Source organism: Yoonia sp. (assembly GCF_036007805.1).
GTDB lineage: Bacteria > Pseudomonadota > Alphaproteobacteria > Rhodobacterales > Rhodobacteraceae > Yoonia.
The window spans coordinates 1-14,977 of the sequence record NZ_DASYOK010000144.1 but is presented as its reverse complement, the minus strand read 5'-3'; the positions used below and the strand labels follow the sequence as shown (position 1 = coordinate 14,977).

17 protein-coding genes and 1 tRNA gene are annotated in these 14,977 nt (G+C 56.2%); 10 read left to right on the top strand and 8 right to left on the bottom strand.

Annotation, left to right across the window (positions count from 1 at the left end):
- The coding region (locus tag VGP75_RS08460) for an acetyl-CoA C-acyltransferase (protein ID WP_327543237.1) at positions 1–894 on the top strand (894 nt) is incomplete at its 5' end.
- Between the two features lie 74 nt (positions 895–968).
- Entirely contained in the window at positions 969–1,262 is a 294-nt protein-coding gene (locus VGP75_RS08455; protein ID WP_327543236.1) for a Dabb family protein, read from the top strand.
- Between the two features lie 46 nt (positions 1,263–1,308).
- Here VGP75_RS08455 and yaaA read toward each other — a convergent pair whose 3' ends face one another.
- Positions 1,309–2,079: a peroxide stress protein YaaA gene (gene yaaA, locus VGP75_RS08450; protein WP_327543235.1), complete on the bottom strand. Its 771-nt coding sequence runs from the start codon at positions 2,077–2,079 to the stop codon at positions 1,309–1,311.
- Between the two features lie 115 nt (positions 2,080–2,194).
- Here yaaA and VGP75_RS08445 point away from each other — a divergent pair, with 115 nt between their 5' ends.
- Entirely contained in the window at positions 2,195–3,034 is an 840-nt protein-coding gene (locus VGP75_RS08445; protein ID WP_327543234.1) for a fumarylacetoacetate hydrolase family protein, read from the top strand.
- Here VGP75_RS08445 and hspQ read toward each other — a convergent pair.
- Positions 3,031–3,357: a heat shock protein HspQ gene (gene hspQ, locus VGP75_RS08440; protein ID WP_076660810.1), complete on the bottom strand. Its 327-nt coding sequence runs from the start codon at positions 3,355–3,357 to the stop codon at positions 3,031–3,033. The genes VGP75_RS08445 and hspQ overlap by 4 nt on opposite strands.
- Positions 3,358–3,437: 80 nt before the next feature.
- On the opposite strand from hspQ, the gene VGP75_RS08435 reads away from it, so the two are divergent.
- A complete protein-coding gene (locus VGP75_RS08435) occupies positions 3,438–4,319 on the top strand; it encodes an AEC family transporter (RefSeq protein WP_327543233.1) in 882 nt (293 codons plus the stop codon).
- Positions 4,320–4,395: 76 nt separating this feature from the next.
- Entirely contained in the window at positions 4,396–4,986 is a 591-nt protein-coding gene (locus tag VGP75_RS08430) for a transglycosylase SLT domain-containing protein (protein ID WP_327543232.1), read from the top strand.
- A 55-nt stretch (positions 4,987–5,041) separates the two neighbouring features.
- Here the strand turns inward: VGP75_RS08430 and VGP75_RS08425 are convergent, their stop codons facing one another.
- The 3 genes from VGP75_RS08425 to ttcA all read right to left on the bottom strand — a co-directional run bounded on the left by VGP75_RS08425 (position 5,042) and on the right by ttcA (position 8,587).
- The gene (locus VGP75_RS08425; protein WP_327543231.1) at positions 5,042–5,647 is read right to left on the bottom strand and encodes a LolA family protein; all 606 of its coding nucleotides are present in this window, start codon (positions 5,645–5,647) and stop codon (positions 5,042–5,044) included.
- A 214-nt stretch (positions 5,648–5,861) separates the two neighbouring features.
- Positions 5,862–7,448, bottom strand: a complete 1,587-nt coding sequence (locus VGP75_RS08420) for a PstS family phosphate ABC transporter substrate-binding protein (RefSeq protein WP_327543230.1) — start codon at positions 7,446–7,448, stop codon at positions 5,862–5,864.
- Between the two features lie 278 nt (positions 7,449–7,726).
- Positions 7,727–8,587, bottom strand: coding sequence for a tRNA 2-thiocytidine(32) synthetase TtcA (ttcA, locus tag VGP75_RS08415; protein WP_327543229.1), 861 nt, complete (start codon positions 8,585–8,587; stop codon positions 7,727–7,729).
- 90 nt (positions 8,588–8,677) lie between these two features.
- Between ttcA and VGP75_RS08410 the strand changes: the two genes are divergently transcribed.
- Positions 8,678–9,214 carry a DUF3833 family protein gene (locus tag VGP75_RS08410; protein WP_327543228.1) on the top strand — a complete coding sequence of 179 codons (537 nt, stop codon included), beginning with the start codon at positions 8,678–8,680 and terminating at the stop codon, positions 9,212–9,214.
- A 56-nt stretch (positions 9,215–9,270) separates the two neighbouring features.
- On the opposite strand, the gene yidD is transcribed toward VGP75_RS08410, so the two are convergent.
- The 3 genes from yidD to rpmH are packed head-to-tail and all read right to left on the bottom strand — an operon-like array spanning position 9,271 to position 10,024.
- Complete coding sequence (yidD, locus tag VGP75_RS08405) at positions 9,271–9,492, bottom strand: membrane protein insertion efficiency factor YidD (RefSeq protein ID WP_327543227.1); 222 nt, start codon at positions 9,490–9,492, stop codon at positions 9,271–9,273.
- Complete coding sequence (rnpA, locus tag VGP75_RS08400; protein ID WP_327543226.1) at positions 9,489–9,875, bottom strand: ribonuclease P protein component; 387 nt, start codon at positions 9,873–9,875, stop codon at positions 9,489–9,491. Before rnpA ends, yidD begins: the two co-directional genes overlap by 4 nt.
- A gap of 14 nt (positions 9,876–9,889) precedes the next feature.
- A complete protein-coding gene (rpmH, locus tag VGP75_RS08395; RefSeq protein WP_008231458.1) occupies positions 9,890–10,024 on the bottom strand; it encodes a 50S ribosomal protein L34 in 135 nt (44 codons plus the stop codon).
- A 286-nt stretch (positions 10,025–10,310) separates the two neighbouring features.
- Here rpmH and VGP75_RS08390 point away from each other — a divergent pair, with 286 nt between their 5' ends.
- From VGP75_RS08390 to VGP75_RS08375, 4 genes are all read left to right on the top strand, one after another.
- Positions 10,311–11,042: a TVP38/TMEM64 family protein gene (locus VGP75_RS08390; RefSeq protein ID WP_110278047.1), complete on the top strand. Its 732-nt coding sequence runs from the start codon at positions 10,311–10,313 to the stop codon at positions 11,040–11,042.
- A gap of 3 nt (positions 11,043–11,045) precedes the next feature.
- Positions 11,046–12,464, top strand: a complete 1,419-nt coding sequence (locus tag VGP75_RS08385) for a dihydrolipoyl dehydrogenase family protein (protein ID WP_327543225.1) — start codon at positions 11,046–11,048, stop codon at positions 12,462–12,464.
- 19 nt (positions 12,465–12,483) lie between these two features.
- A complete protein-coding gene (locus tag VGP75_RS08380; RefSeq protein ID WP_327543224.1) occupies positions 12,484–13,884 on the top strand; it encodes a sensor histidine kinase in 1,401 nt (466 codons plus the stop codon).
- 60 nt (positions 13,885–13,944) lie between these two features.
- Positions 13,945–14,021, top strand: a tRNA-Arg gene (locus VGP75_RS08375).
- The last annotated feature ends 956 nt before the right edge of the window (positions 14,022–14,977 follow it).

The following is a 14,977-nucleotide window of genomic DNA, read 5'->3' as shown; positions in this document are numbered from 1 at the left end:
GCCATCGTGTCTGTGGTGCAGTCGCTGATGCTGGGGGATGCCGATTTTGGCCTTGCCGGCGGGGCCGAAAACATGAGCCGGTCACCCTTTATCATTTCCGATCAGCGCTGGGGTGCCAAGATGGGCGATATCCGCACGCGGGATATGATGTTGGGGGCGCTGAACTGTCCTTTTGGCACGGGACACATGGGTGTCACGGCCGAGAATGTCGCAGGCGAACATCATGTCACCCGCGCAGAGCAAGATGCCTTTGCTTTGCTCAGTCAGGAACGTGCCGCAGCAGCGATTGCGGCAGGATACTTTGACAGCCAGATTACCCCCGTTCCCGTCAAACAGCGCCGCGAGATCGTGGATTTTGTGACGGACGAACACCCCAAGGCTACGACATTGGAGGCGCTGTCAGGCCTGCGCCCCGTGTTCCAGAAAGACGGATCGGTTACGGCTGGCAACGCCTCGGGCCTGAACGACGGGGCGGCGGCAATTGTGCTGGCGACAGCCGAGGCGGCGGAAAAGGCAGGGCTGACGCCGAAGTTCCGTATTCTGGGCTATGCGCATGCCGGTGTGCGGCCAGAGGTGATGGGCATCGGACCTGTGCCTGCGGTGAAGAACCTCTTGGCGAAAACAAAGCTGACAGTGGACGATTTCGATGTGATCGAATCGAACGAGGCCTTCGCGTCGCAGGCCTTGGCCGTGTCCAAAGAGCTTGGCTTTGATCCGGCCCGCGTGAACCCCAATGGCGGCGCGATTGCGCTGGGCCATCCTGTCGGGGCGACGGGTGCAATTATTACAGTGAAAGCAATGTATGAGCTCGAACGCATCAGCGGCAAACGCGCCCTGATCACGATGTGCATTGGCGGCGGTCAGGGGATTGCGCTGGCGATTGAGCGGATTTAGCGCAGGCCTGCCCCTTGCGGACGCCTGTGCGCCGTGTTTGTGACAGCCAACACCATCAGTGAGACGAAAAGCCAGTGACGACACGCCCGACCCTTCGCCATGTTGTTTTCTTCAGCGCCAAGGACAAGGCAGACATTCCGCGTATCGTGGAAGGTCTGGCGCTTTTGGCCGGGATCCCGCACAGCACGTCGTTTGAAGTGCGGCAGAACACGCAAAGCGATGCTCTGTCGTCTGAGGTTGATGTGATCGTCTATGCAGAGTTCGCCAGTCACGAGGCTTTGGCTGCTTATAAAGCTGATCCGCTTTACGATGCATCCATCAAAGCAGTGCGTCCGTTGCGCGACATGCGAATTGCCGCAGACTTCTAGAAACCAGAACTTTCTTGGCGTATTGCAACGAGTGGTTTTTGATCAATCAGGTGGGGTAGTCACGCAGAAAGGCCCATTTATTGCCCTCTGACAGGTCGGGGTCATAGGCGTAGCCACCCGACGTGAAATCCTTGATACCATCGGCATCGGTGACGCGGTTCTCGACCATGAAACGGGCCATGGCACCGCGGGCGCGTTTGGCGAAAAAGCTGACGATGCGTGGTTTGTCGTCTTTGACTTCCATAAAGACCGGCGTGATGACCCGCAGTTTCAGCGCCGCGCGGTCCGCTGCGCCGAAGTATTCCTGACTGGCGCAGTTCACCAGCGTATCGGTGCCCAAGGTCTCGGCCTGTGCGTTCAGCGCCTTGGCAATGGTGTCGCCCCAATAGTCATAAAGCGATTTGCCGCGCCGCGTTTTCAACCGGCTACCCATTTCGAGCCGGTAGGGCTGGATCGCATCCAGCGGCCGCAACAGACCGTACAAGCCCGACAGAATGCGCAGATGGTCCTGCGCCCATGCCAGATCATCCTCGGTCAGGGTCTTGGCTTCCAGACCTTGATAGGTATCGCCGTTAAACGCCAATGCCGCAGGTTTCGTGGCGCTCGCATCCGGTTCTGCCGCGAAAGCATTGAACCGGTCACGGTTCAGACGTGCCAGATCGTCCGAAATGCTCATCAGGCTCTTGAGTTCTTTGAGCGTCAGGTTCTTGGCGGTCTTGGACAGGCGCACCGCGTCTTCCTGAAAATCAGGCGCAGTGGCGGGAATATCAACCGGCTCCATGTCGAGCGATTTGGCAGGGGAAACGACAACAAGCATCTGGGCATCCTTTCGATCTTGCAAAGGGATGTAACATGACCAGCCACATTGACCAGCCCTCTGGTGTCCGCACACGGCTGGGGCTATGTCTTGGCCAAACAAAAGGGAGTGCGCCATGAAACTTTGCCGGATCAGAACAGCAGACGGGATCAAACCAGCAGCAGTGGATGCTGCGGGCGCTTTGCGTGATTTGTCAGGACACATTGACGATGTGACCGCTGCTCAGATTGCACCGGACGCGCTGCGCGCCCTTGCCGCCATTGATCTTGACGCCTGCCCTGTCATTGCCGGCAAACCAGCCCCGTTTCTAGGCGATGTGCGGCGCGTCTTTTGCATCGGGCTCAACTATTACGACCACGCCGCAGAGATGAACATGGCGATCCCCGATCATCCGATCCTGTTCATGAAGGCCTGCGAGGTCACAGGCGCGCATGATCCGATCATCATTCCCAAAGGCGCGACCAAGACCGACTGGGAGCTGGAACTGGGCGTTGCCATCGGCACCCGCGCCCAACATGTGACAGAGGAAGCCGCACTAGATCACGTGGCAGGATATTTCGTCGGCAATGACGTGTCTGAACGGGCATTCCAGCTTGAGTTCGGCGGTCAGTGGATGAAAGGCAAATCGGCAGACAGTTTTGCGCCGGTTGGCCCCTACCTTGTGACCAAAGACGAGATTGCAGACGTGCAAAACCTGTCGATGTCGCTGGAAATCAACGGTGAGCAAATGCAGAAAGGGTCAACCAAGACGATGATCTTTTCGGTAGCCCAGATCGTGGCGCATGTCAGCCAGTTCGTGACCCTGCAACCCGGCGACCTTATTCTGACAGGGACACCACCCGGCGTTGGCGTTGGCCACAAACCACCACGCTTTATGAAAGCGGGCGATATCCTGACGGCAGAAATTGAAGGGCTCGGCGCGCTGCGGCAAGAAGCCGTCGGATTCAAAGGCTAGTTGAGCTGGACCTGTAGCGGGTACTGACCATCCTCGAACGGACCGAAAAGATCATCCAGATCAGGGTGATCGACCGGTTCGCCGGAATAGTCAGCGACAAGGTTCTGTTCCGAGACATAGGCCACATAAAAGCTCTGCTCGTTCTCGGCCAAGAGGTGATAATAGGGCTGGTCCTTTTTGGGACGGCTGTCCTCTGGAATGGCATTGTACCATTCGTCCGTGTTCGAAAACATGGCGTCCACGTCAAAGATAACACCCCGGAACGGATGCTTTCTGTGGCGTACAATCTGGCCAAGATGATATTTCGCGCGCGTTTTGAACATGGTCTTCCTATTTGTCTCCTTATAAGTCTGCCGCACGCGAAAAGTCCACGCTTGCGGCCAAAATTTAAAGGAAACAGTTTGTGAACCTCGTCCTGACAGTCCTGAATATCACCGCGCCGGTTTTTCTTTTGGCCGCTGTCGGATTCGTATGGGTCAAACTGGGGTTTGAGTACAGCGTCACCTTTGTCACCCGCATGGCGATGACACTGGCGGTGCCCTGCCTTATCTTTGTGGCGTTGATGAACATAGACGCCGCGCCACAGGCGATTGCCACGCTGTCTCTGGCCTCATTTGTGGCCTATCTGATTGTCATCGCGGGTTGTTTCATTCTTGTGAAAGCGGCCCGGCTCGACACGCAAACCTATCTGGCCCCGCTGATTTTCGGCAATACGGGCAACCTTGGCCTGCCGCTGGCGCTTTTTGCTTTTGGCGAGACAGGCTTGGGCTATGCGGTGGTGGTCTTTGCGGTGATGGCGATCTTGTCGTTCACGATCGGCATATGGATGGTGGCAGGTGCGGGATCATTCAAACGCGTTTTGCAGGAACCCTTGGTGGGTGCGACCCTGCTGGGCGCGCTGTTCTTGTGGCAGGGATGGGAAACACCGGTTTTCCTGACCAATACGCTGGAATTGATCGGGCAGATGGCGATCCCGATGATGCTGATCACACTTGGGGTGGCAGTGGCGCGGCTGGAAACAAAGGCGATGGGACAGGCTGTCGTGCTTTCGGTCGTCAAGTTGTTGATTTGCGGCGGTGCCGGCTGGGGGGCTGCGGTCTGGTTCGGGCTTGATCCTGTTGCCGCTGGCGTGCTGATTGTACAACTGGCCACGCCGGTGGCAGTCACATCCTACCTTCTGGCCGAAAAATACGGGGCCGACGCGCAGCCTGTGGCGGGTCTGGTTGTGGCCTCAACCCTGCTTTCGGTGCTCGCTTTGCCGCTGATCCTCGCATTTGTGATCTAGATCGGCACCACAAGGGGATTCCCACAACGCCTGTTCCGCGCTATGCTGCGAAAAAACAAATAAAAGCGAGAGGCAGATGAGCAGTATCTTTCGCGCAATGGCATGTGTGATGCTTCTGGCAAGTTGCAGCAGCGGATCGGGTTATAACTCGGCCCCGCGCAACCTGGATGATGCATGTAGTATCGTGTCCGAGCGCCCGGAATACCTTCGTGCTTTCAAAGCGGTGGAACGCAAATATGGCGTTCCGGTTCCTGCGCTGATGGCGATGATCTATCAGGAAAGCAAATTTATCGGCAACAACCGCACGCCGCATCGCTATGCGCTGGGTGTGATTCCCGTGGGGCGGCAATCCTCGGCCTTTGGCTATAGTCAGGCATTGGATGGCACATGGGAAGAATACGTGCGCGGCCCGGGTGGGCGCAGTGCGCGGCGCGACGATATTTTCGACGCCACAGATTTCATGGGCTGGTACATGACCTTGACCGTGCAAGAGACGGGCGTGCCAATCTATGACACGCGCAACCAGTATCTGGCCTATCACGATGGCCGGACCGGTTTCTTGCGCGGCACGTGGCGTTCTAAAAGCTGGCTGATCCGGATTTCCGGCGAAGTCGAAGCGCGTGCCGTGATGTACGACCAACAACTGCGGTCCTGCCGCAAGCGCTAGAACGCAAAAGGCGGCTCTGCGCAGAGCCGCCTTTTCTTGATCTCGTTATCAGGGATCAGTTTCCGCGACTGCGTATTTCCGCGTTGATGTTGAACAGGATATCCCGGATCACGCTGCCCGAGATCAGATCATTCAGGATCACCGTGGTCTCGGTTCCGAATTCGTCGGTGACAATCCACTGCCTCAGTTCAACCGGATTGGCCGTAAAGACCAGTTGGATGCTACCATAGTTGGGGTTGTCGGGGTCTTGCGCGGTGACAGTTGTGGTCGTTCCGTCCGAAGCCACATTTGTCACCATATCGGCGCGTTCAAGATCTACGTTATTCTGCAAAATGATACTGAGCGGGGTCTGGTTCAACGGATAGCGGTCCGGTCCTGTGTTCGAGCGCGGATCAAAGATCGCGACCTGCCCACCACCGGCCATCACCAAAGAATCCGACGGCGCGTTATACTCAAACCGGATGCGCCCGGGGCGTTTGATGTAGATCTGGCCAGTGCTTAGCGTGCCGTCGGGGTTGATCTGGGTAAAGCCACCCTGCGCGGTCTGAAGCTGATTCAGATAGGCCGAGATTTGCGCCAGACTGAGCTGCTGGGCCGAAACGGCACCGGCATAAAGCGTAAGCGCCAGAACGGCGATGAAGGAGAGGATACGTTTGTTCATGTCTCTTACCTATGTGTCTGGGTGACGAAATGCACCCTTTGGATAGACGACACAACAGCATGTGATGTGCTGCTAAGCGATAACATGCCACCTGTTTACCGATAACCTGCGTGGAGTTTTCGCCTTTGGGCCCAATCTGCATGACACTACTTAAAATGAAAAATGCGCCGCTGAACGGCGCATTTTCCCAAGTCTCTCGGCATCGCAATCCAGATTAGCGGATCCAAACCTCGACGCGCGTGTACTCGGACCCTGTGACCTGCCCGTCAATACAGGTGGCCGGTGACACATTCCCAAAACCATATGAGGTAACGGTATAGTTGTTGGCCGCAATTGTATTTGCCGCAAGATCGCCGAGGAGCTCCGCAAAAGAGGTGGCCGCTTCCTCGGAGGCAGCAATTGCCGCTGCGCTCCCATTGGTGCTCTCTCCGAAGCCGACCAAAAGGATCTCGCGGCCTTCGTTTCCGGGCTGTTCCAGAAAATCGATCAGATCAATCAACATCGCTCGGTTCCAAGCCCCCTCTGCGCCACTGGCGGGGCCACCCGTCATTGTGGATGACAAACGGTCTGCATCAAACAGCGCCTGAAACATTTCTGCAGCGGCGGCGCGTTGCACATCGTCAAGTGCTGCTTCAAGCAGGCCGCTGATCCGTGCGTTCTTCTCGGCATTATTCAACGCCACCACACTGAAGTTGATGAAACCTTCGTTCTCGACCAAGCCTTGTGCAACATCGCTGACCGCAAAGTCGAACACTTCTGTCGGCAAGGCTGTGTTGGGTGTGGTGTTGTAGGTCGCCATAATCGGCTGGATCAAAGCATAGTCACCCGAAATGACATTGAACGGCGTCGGCGCCACCGCAATACCGCACGACCCGGCCACATCTACAACAAAGTTCTGGTCGGCATTTGCGGTCGTTATCACACCTACACTTCCAGGGAATTGGCCAATCGAACCGGAAATACCGGCCTCATCCGACATGGTCAGGACACTGCCTGCAACTTCAAGCCCCGCGGGCTCCATGACAAGACGCTGAAATGCGGAACCCGCTTCGGAATTTGGCGGAAGCTGAAGCGGCAGGATGCTCACGTCAGCACCGCCGATCTGAGACCAGTTCGTCACCTCACCTGCAAAAATGCGCGCGAGGTCGTTCACGGAAAGCGCTGTGATCCCTGCATTGGGAGCCACGACGACAGAGAACGACTTCAGGCCAAGCAACTGATGTGACAATGCCGTGCCTGTCGCCCAGGCAGAGGGCGTGTTGTAAACACGGCTCGCCGTGCCATTGAGAGACACGCTATCAACGCGGATATCGGCCACTTCATCCGAGGCACTGACGGACAAGGCAGCCCGATCACCGTTCGTTTGGTTCTCCAAGAGCAATTCACCCACAGACGTCAGCTCGGCGCTTATGTCGCCTGCGTTGGTCACGGCAAAGGCCCCTGTTATGGTCCGGTGCAATGTGCCGTAACTTGGTGAGGCGAAACCGACGGACAGTGCATCAACAGCACCCGCGATAACAGGAACGACATCTCCGACAACGCCCTGAAAGGCAGCTTCCGTCAAACCGAAATCGTTCGATGCGATGACATCAAGGCATGCTTCACCGTAGCAAATGACCTCTGCGGCGGGCACTGCCACGCGGCCAACTGTTGTTTCAACCTGAACCATTACACCGTTGAAGCCCACAATTTGACCCTCAACGTTGATGAATTCATCCGGGGATCGTAGCTCAACCGACTGCGCAAAAAGCGCCACCGGCGCAACTGTACACAACAACGTCGTAGCAAATCGTGAAATCATTTTATTCAAAGCTCCAGCAATGCGTCAGCGGATATCTATTGTAACAAAACCATGCAAAACAGGCGAAACTAGGGAAATGCTGACAGAAAATGGTTAATTGTGCTACGTCGCGCAACAATCAGAACACCCTTAATTTATGAGCTTTCCGCATTTGCAACGCATTAGCGCAGTTAGCCGTTCCACAGTCTCGCCACATTGTGGATAGAATGCACTCAGAGCAAGATAACACAAGCTGCGGAATCTTGCTTTGTTTTAAAATTTACGTTTCTGCTGTTTTTTTAGCCCACGCCCGCGTCGTCATGCCCGCATAGGGGCTGCAGATTGCGCTGTAATGCAGCAAAATCAAATAGCTTGGGGTCAAGCAAATGGGACGGGCGCGCATTCATCAATGCGCGGAACATAACCTGCCTGCGTCCCGGGCTGTTCTTTTCCCAACCATCAAGAATTTGTTTGACCTGTTGGCGCTGCAACCCGTCTTGCGACCCGCAAAGATCACAAGGAATGATCGGGTAATTCATCGCAAGCGCAAATTTTTCACAATCGGCCTCGGCCACATGCGCCAGCGGACGGTAAAGAAAAAGATCACCTTCTTCGTTTACCAGTTTCGGCGGCATCGTTGACAGACGGCCACCGTGGAAAAGGTTCATAAAAAAGGTTTCGAGAATATCATCGCGGTGATGGCCCAGAACCACCGCCGAACAGCCCTCTTCACGCGCAATGCGGTAAAGGTTGCCACGGCGCAATCGCGAACAGAGCGCGCAGAATGTGCGGCCTTGCGGGACCTTATCCATCACGATGGAATAGGTGTCCTGATACTCGACCCGGTGGGGCACGCCCATCTTTTCCAGAAACGCCGGCAAGACTGTGGCCGGAAATCCGGGCTGGCCCTGATCAAGATTGCAGGCCACAAGTTCAACAGGCAGCAAGCCACGCCATTTCAGCTCATAAAGCACCGCCAAGAGCGTGTAGCTGTCCTTGCCGCCTGAAAGACAGACAAGCCATTTTGCGTCGCGTTCAATCATCCCGTACTGCTCAATCGCTTCGCGCGTGTAGCGCACAATGCGCTTGCGCAGTTTCTTGAACTCGGTTGTGTTCGGGGCACCGTAAAACAGCGGGTGGATTTCAGATTCATCTAGCATGTTTTCGATATGCCAGAACGCCAGTGGTCTGCCTAGAGGCATCCGAAACCGATCGCCCTGCGTATCAGGATTAAGACATTGGAGAATAACATGCGCCTTATCCTTGCCGCCGCTTTCGCCCTGCTCGCCGCCTGCACTGGCAAACCGTCCCTTAATGACCCCAGTCTCAGCGACCGCAAATTGAACCTTGAAGAGTTCTTTGACGGAGAACTGGTGGCCTACGGGCAGTTTCAGGACATTCTCGGCACCGTACGGCGCAGTTTTGTTGTGAACATCGCGGGTGACTGGGATGGTGAGCGGCTGCGACTGGTTGAAGATTTTGTCTATGAAGACGGGTCGACCGAGCAACGGATCTGGACACTGACAAAAACAGGTGATGACACATGGGTCGGCACGGCCCCCGGCGTGATCGGTGAGGCAGTCGGTATCGAGCAAGGTGACCGATTTAACTGGAAATACGAGATTGATCTGCCGGTGCCTTCTGCCACAGGCGAGACAGAAACCTTGCGTGTGACCTTTGATGACTGGATGTGGCTGCTGGCGGAGGACCGGTTGCTGAACCTCGCTTATGTCAAACGTTACGGGCTGGATATCGGCACGGTTACGATTTCGTTTGAAAAGAAGTAGCAAAGAAATTTCGTCGAAATTTCTTTGGGTCCTGTAGATTTTTCGTCGAAAAATCTTCAGTCCGGCACGTTATCAATCCCCGATCCACCCCATGGATGGCAGCGCAGGATGCGGCGCACTGTCAGATAGCTACCCTTGATCGCCCCGTGCTTCTCCAACGCTTCCAGCGCATAGGCCGAACAAGTGGGATGATAGCGGCAGCTCATCCCGACCCATGGCGACAGCACAAGCCTGTAGGCGCGGACCGGCAGCGAAACGACATAAGCAAATGGGCTCATCCGTGGACCTTTTTCATGGCGCGGCGCAGATCGGCCACCAATGTCTCAAAAGGTAGGGTCGCAGTCAGGTCTTTACGACCCACCAGAACATAATCCCAGCCATCACGGCCCATTTCCGGCAGAACAATCCGCGCCACTTCACGCAAACGCCGTTTGGCACGGTTGCGGGCAACGGCGTTACCGACTTTCTTGGAACAGGTATAGCCGACACGGATACCCGCGGCTTCTCCCTCGGCACGTTTGCGCCCCTGAAGGTGGATGCCGGGGGTGCCTTGCCTGCGGGCGTGTGACGCGCGCACAAAGTCTGCGCGCTTGGTCAATACGCAAACAGAAACCGCCGGAGTGCCTGACACAGGCGCAACCGGCGGTTTCAAATCGGTCAAAACGGCTGTCGCGCTTACGCGCTCAGCTTCGCGCGGCCTTTGGCACGGCGATTGTTCAGGATCTTGCGACCGGCCTTTGTGGCCATGCGTGCGCGGAATCCGTGGCGGTTCTTGCGAACCCGGTTTGATGGTTGGAACGTGCGCTTCATAGCGTGCTCTCCGGTTTGCGGCCAAACCCAAAAGGATTCGAAGCCTGTCTACAATTCAGACCCGTCCTTTAGAGGGGGGGGGGCATCATGTCAACGCAGCACACGGGATGAAACTGCAACATTTCGCAGATTTATGCGTTGCCAAATGTTTCAATCCTCACAGAGCACACCCCGAAAATGAAACATCAGGGGGGCTTTGCATCAATGGGCTGTGAAGTGGGTACCCTGATCAGGCGGATCAGTCCATTTAACACAACATCCAAGCAGCCCCTCAGGACAGAATGTGATGACCGATATGCCAGATGCCCCCGCCAACCCGCTTCTCAAGAAGCTGCCTTTGATTGTGATTATTGTTGTGGCAATTCTCGGCGCTTATTTTTTGCGCGACTACCTGACCTTCGAGGCCTTGGCTGAAAACCGCGAGACGCTGCTGGCGTTCCGGGATGCCAACTATGTCTTGACCGTGCTGGTGTTCATTGCCGCTTACGTCGTGATCGTGGCCTTCTCCCTGCCCGGCGCGACCATCGCGACACTCACCGGCGGATTTCTCTTTGCCACTTTCCCGGGTGCCTTGTTCAATATGACCGCAGCCACAATTGGCGCAACGGCGATCTTTTTGGCCGCACGCTGGGGCTTTGGTGAAAGCCTTGGCAAGAAACTGGAAACCTCGCAAGGCACAGTGAAGAAGATCAAGGACGGGATTGATGAAAACCAGTGGTCGATGCTGTTTCTGATCCGCCTTGTACCGGCTGTACCATTCTTTCTGGCCAATCTGATCCCTTCTTTCCTCGAAGTACCGCTGCATCGCTTCGTGATCTCGACATTCCTTGGCATTATCCCCGGCTCTGTTGTCTATACCTCGGTCGGTGCGGGTCTGGGTGAGGTCTTTGCCCGTGGCGAGACACCGAACCTTGGCATCATCTTTGAGCCCCAGATTATTTTCCCGATCATCGGTCTTTGCGTACTGGCCGCACTCCCGATCCTGATCAATGCCTTGCGCGGCAAGAAAGGTCTTTAAGACATGAACCGGATCAAAACAGATATTTGCATCATCGGCGCTGGATCAGGTGGTTTGTCCATTGCGGCAGGTGCTGTGCAGATGGGCGCAAAAGTAGTCCTGCTTGAGGGCCACAAGATGGGTGGCGATTGCCTGAATTATGGTTGCGTGCCGTCCAAGGCGCTCATCGCCTCGGCCAAACAGGCCTATGCGATGTCGCATGGCGCGTCCCTTGGCGTGGCTGAGGTGGAACCTCAGGTCGATTATGCCGCAGCCAAGGACCACGTCGCAGACGTGATCGCCACCATCGCGCCTGTGGACAGCGTTGAGCGTTTCGAGGGGCTGGGCGTGCAGGTCATTTCCGAGTTCGGCAAATTCATTTCACGCACAGAAGTGCAGGCAGGTGACACCATCATCGAAGCACGCCGATTTGTGGTTGCCACAGGCTCCGGTCCCTTTGTCCCGCCGATCCCCGGCATTGAGGATGTGACCTATTACACCAACGAGAATATCTTTGACCTGCGTGAAAAACCCAAACACCTGCTGATCATCGGCGGTGGCCCCATCGGTATGGAAATGGCGCAGGCGCACCGGCGGCTGGGCTGTAATGTCACCGTCATTGAAGGGGCCAAGGCCTTTGGCAAGGATGATCCCGAAATGGCGGCGATTGTACTGGAAAACCTGCGTGCCGAAGGGGTGAATATCGTTGAAGAGACGCAAGCCGAAAAGATCACCGGCAAAGACGATACGATCACAGTCCACACCCCCAAGGGAGATTTCACTGGATCACATCTGCTGATGGCGGTGGGGCGCAAGGTGAACACCGAAAAGCTTGATCTGGATGCGGGCGGGATTGCTTATGATCGTGCAGGACTGAAGGTTGGGCCTGATCTGCGGTCGGTGACCAACAAAAAGGTCTATGCCGCAGGTGACGTAGCCGGTGGGCTGCAATTTACCCATGTCGCGGGCTATCATGCCGGGGTTCTGATCCGGTCGATGCTCTTTGGCCTGCCATCAAAGCAGCGGACCGATCATATCCCTTGGGCCACCTATACCGACCCCGAACTGGCGCAAGTGGGACTGACCGAAGCGCAGGCGAAAAAGAAATTCGGGCCTGCGCTAGAGGTCGTGCGTTTTGACTTCCATCATAACGACCGCCTGATTGCGGAACGCAAGACCAAGGGTCTGATCAAGGTGATGGTTGTCAAAGGCCGCCCCGTCGGGGCTTCGATTGCGGGGCATATGGCGGGCGAGCTGATCGGCATGTGGGCCATGGCCATCGCCAACAAGATGAAAATGTCGGCGGTTGCCAATACCGTTCTGCCCTATCCGACGGTCAGTGAGGTTAACAAGCGCGCGGCAGGTGCCTATTTTAGTCCGAGACTTTTTGATAACCCCACGGTAAAGCGTGTCGTAGGCTTTGTGCAGCGTTGGCTGCCATAGGCCGCTAAAACGAGGCAATATGACCAACTCTCTTTCAGGTCGCTTTCTGATCCTCACGGTGATCTTCGTGATGCTGGCCGAGGTGTTTATCTTCGTGCCCTCGGTCGCGCGTTTCCGCGAGGATTACCTGCTTGCGCGGCTTGAACGCGCGCAGATCGCATCGCTGGCACTGGAAGCTGATGACATGATCAGCCCCGCGCTTGAGACCGAGTTGCTGCGCAATGCCGAGGTCTACAACGTGGTCCTGCGGCGCGATGAAATCCGGCAACTGGCACTCTCGTCACCGATCCCCTCTCCCATCACGGCGACCTATGACATGCGCGACCCCAGCGCGATGACCTTGATCGCGGATGCCCTGCGCACGCTGGTGGATCCCGAAGACCGGATCGTGCGCGTCATTGGTCATCCGGTACGCGACGGCGGGCTCTTGATCGAAGTGACGATGGACGAAATGCCCCTGCGCAATGCGCTGTTGGAATATGGCCGCAATATTCTGTTTCTTTCGGCCTTTATCTCGATCATCACGGCAAGCCTTTTGTTCCTGTCGGTACAAATCCTTTTGGTGCGCCCGATCAAAGGGGTGGTTGGCCATATGCAGGCCTATGCCAAAGCCCCCGAAGACGCCCGCCAGATTATTACACCGCGCGCCAGCGTGACCGAACTGCGCGACGCCGAAGAAGCGCTACGGATGATGCAAACGCAGCTTACCAGCTCTCTCAAACAAAAAGAGCGGTTGGCCCAGCTTGGTGGCGCTGTGGCGAAGGTAAGCCATGATCTGCGCAATATCCTGACGTCTGCGCAGCTTTTCACTGACCGCATCGAATCTTCCGATGACCCGTTGGTCAAACGCATGGCGCCGAAACTGGTGGGCTCGATTACACGTGCCGTAAACCTGTGCGAAACAACGCTGGCCTTCGGGCGGGTTGATGAGCCCGCCCCGCGCCTTTCACGGGTCAATCTGGCGCAAATCGTCGGCGATGTGATTGATAGCGAAAGGTTGGCCGCCGCCGATTACCCGTTGTCTTTTGCAGAAGATATCCCCGCCACCATGACCCTGCGCGCCGACGGCGAGCAGCTTTACCGCGCGATTTTCAACCTTGTGCGCAATGCGCGTCAGGCCATCATGGCCACCGGAGACCCTGGCGAAATCGGGCTGCAGGCGGTCGAGGATGATCTGACGTGGTCCTTGACGATCACAGACACAGGGCCGGGCCTGCCCAAGAAAGCGCAAGAACATCTGTTCCAGCCATTCCAGGGCGGTGTGCGCAAGGGTGGCTCTGGCTTGGGGCTTGTCATTGCGGCCGATCTGGTGCGCGGCCATGGCGGGCGGCTCGAGCTGAAATCAACAAATGCCCAAGGGACGACCTTTCTTATTCAACTGCCAAAAGAGGACATGGCGCTCGCACCTGCAGCAGAATGAGAAAGAATGTGAATTGGGCCTTGCATCGCAGGTAATCCCCGTCTAAATCCCCCGATACGCGGATTGGTAGCTCAGTTGGATAGAGTACTTGACTACGAATCAAGGGGTCGGGGGTTCGAATCCTCCCCAGTCCGCCACTAACCCCAGTATCATTTTCCCATTTCCGTTTTGTCCTGAATTCCCGCGTGTCTTCCGCGGCTTGCAACGTGCTGTCTCGGACTGAGACGGACCGCGCGGCCTGATCCTGTGCAGTAAGGCCCGACCGTCTCAGTTGCCTGGATACGCCGGTCCGCTTTTCCCTGATAACAGCCATTTAACAGGGAATTTGCGCAGAATACGTGATTTTTGAGCAAAACAAAGCCCAATTACCCCAGCAATATCATTGATTTAGAGGTCAATTCCCTAAGTTCGATAACAGGGAATTTATTCTGGCGAACAGGGAATTCTCAGCCACCTATCAGGGAAGGCAATTGGCTGAGCAGGGAAGGTCAGGCCGTCAGTCCGAACAGGCGATCCTGATGGTTCCAGTCCAGAGGAATGGCGCCGCGCACGAGTGTCTCGAGGTTCAGGTCCGTCGGTTGGGTGCCATCTAGAATCGCACTTTGGAGTCTCGGGGACAGAGAGATCAAAGAAATGACCCGTCGGATGTAGCGCTCGGAGTGTCTGACGCGCTGGGCGAGTTGCCGGAGCGGCTCTCCTGCTTTCAGTGCGTTTGCCCAATCATGGGCATTGCGTAGAGCGCGGATCAGCGTCTGGTCTGTTTCGGGCGGCGCTCACCGGCAACGATGCGCATCTCCACGCCACGGCGTTTGCAGGCAATGGATGTCGAGATTTTGCAAAGTGAATCATGCAGCGATGATGTCGGCAGATTTGTTGCGCCTGCGACAGCTTGGGGATCGAGTGCGATGTTGAGCTGGTTCTTGTTGATGGAAATCGCGCGGATTAGAGCATCTTGCAGTTAATTTGCCTCATAGCCTGCTGCTCTGAAGAAGTTATAGCATTCCTCTTCTGAGAACAGGTCGCAAACACGTCCGACGGCTTGCCAGAGGTCATCGTATGTTCGAGCCGCGTCTTTTCTGATCAGTGCTTTGAG

Coding starts and splice junctions, on each gene's coding strand:
- yaaA (WP_327543235.1), bottom strand. CDS start 2,079: ATGCTTGTTGTCGTTTCCCCTGCCAAATCGCTCGACATGGAGCCGGTT.
- VGP75_RS08445 (WP_327543234.1), top strand. CDS start 2,195: ATGAAACTTTGCCGGATCAGAACAGCAGACGGGATCAAACCAGCAGCA.
- hspQ (WP_076660810.1), bottom strand. CDS start 3,357: ATGTTCAAAACGCGCGCGAAATATCATCTTGGCCAGATTGTACGCCAC.
- VGP75_RS08430 (WP_327543232.1), top strand. CDS start 4,396: ATGAGCAGTATCTTTCGCGCAATGGCATGTGTGATGCTTCTGGCAAGT.
- VGP75_RS08425 (WP_327543231.1), bottom strand. CDS start 5,647: ATGAACAAACGTATCCTCTCCTTCATCGCCGTTCTGGCGCTTACGCTT.
- VGP75_RS08420 (WP_327543230.1), bottom strand. CDS start 7,448: ATGATTTCACGATTTGCTACGACGTTGTTGTGTACAGTTGCGCCGGTG.
- ttcA (WP_327543229.1), bottom strand. CDS start 8,587: ATGCTAGATGAATCTGAAATCCACCCGCTGTTTTACGGTGCCCCGAAC.
- VGP75_RS08410 (WP_327543228.1), top strand. CDS start 8,678: ATGCGCCTTATCCTTGCCGCCGCTTTCGCCCTGCTCGCCGCCTGCACT.
- yidD (WP_327543227.1), bottom strand. CDS start 9,492: ATGAGCCCATTTGCTTATGTCGTTTCGCTGCCGGTCCGCGCCTACAGG.
- rpmH (WP_008231458.1), bottom strand. CDS start 10,024: ATGAAGCGCACGTTCCAACCATCAAACCGGGTTCGCAAGAACCGCCAC.
- VGP75_RS08390 (WP_110278047.1), top strand. CDS start 10,311: ATGACCGATATGCCAGATGCCCCCGCCAACCCGCTTCTCAAGAAGCTG.
- VGP75_RS08385 (WP_327543225.1), top strand. CDS start 11,046: ATGAACCGGATCAAAACAGATATTTGCATCATCGGCGCTGGATCAGGT.
- VGP75_RS08380 (WP_327543224.1), top strand. CDS start 12,484: ATGACCAACTCTCTTTCAGGTCGCTTTCTGATCCTCACGGTGATCTTC.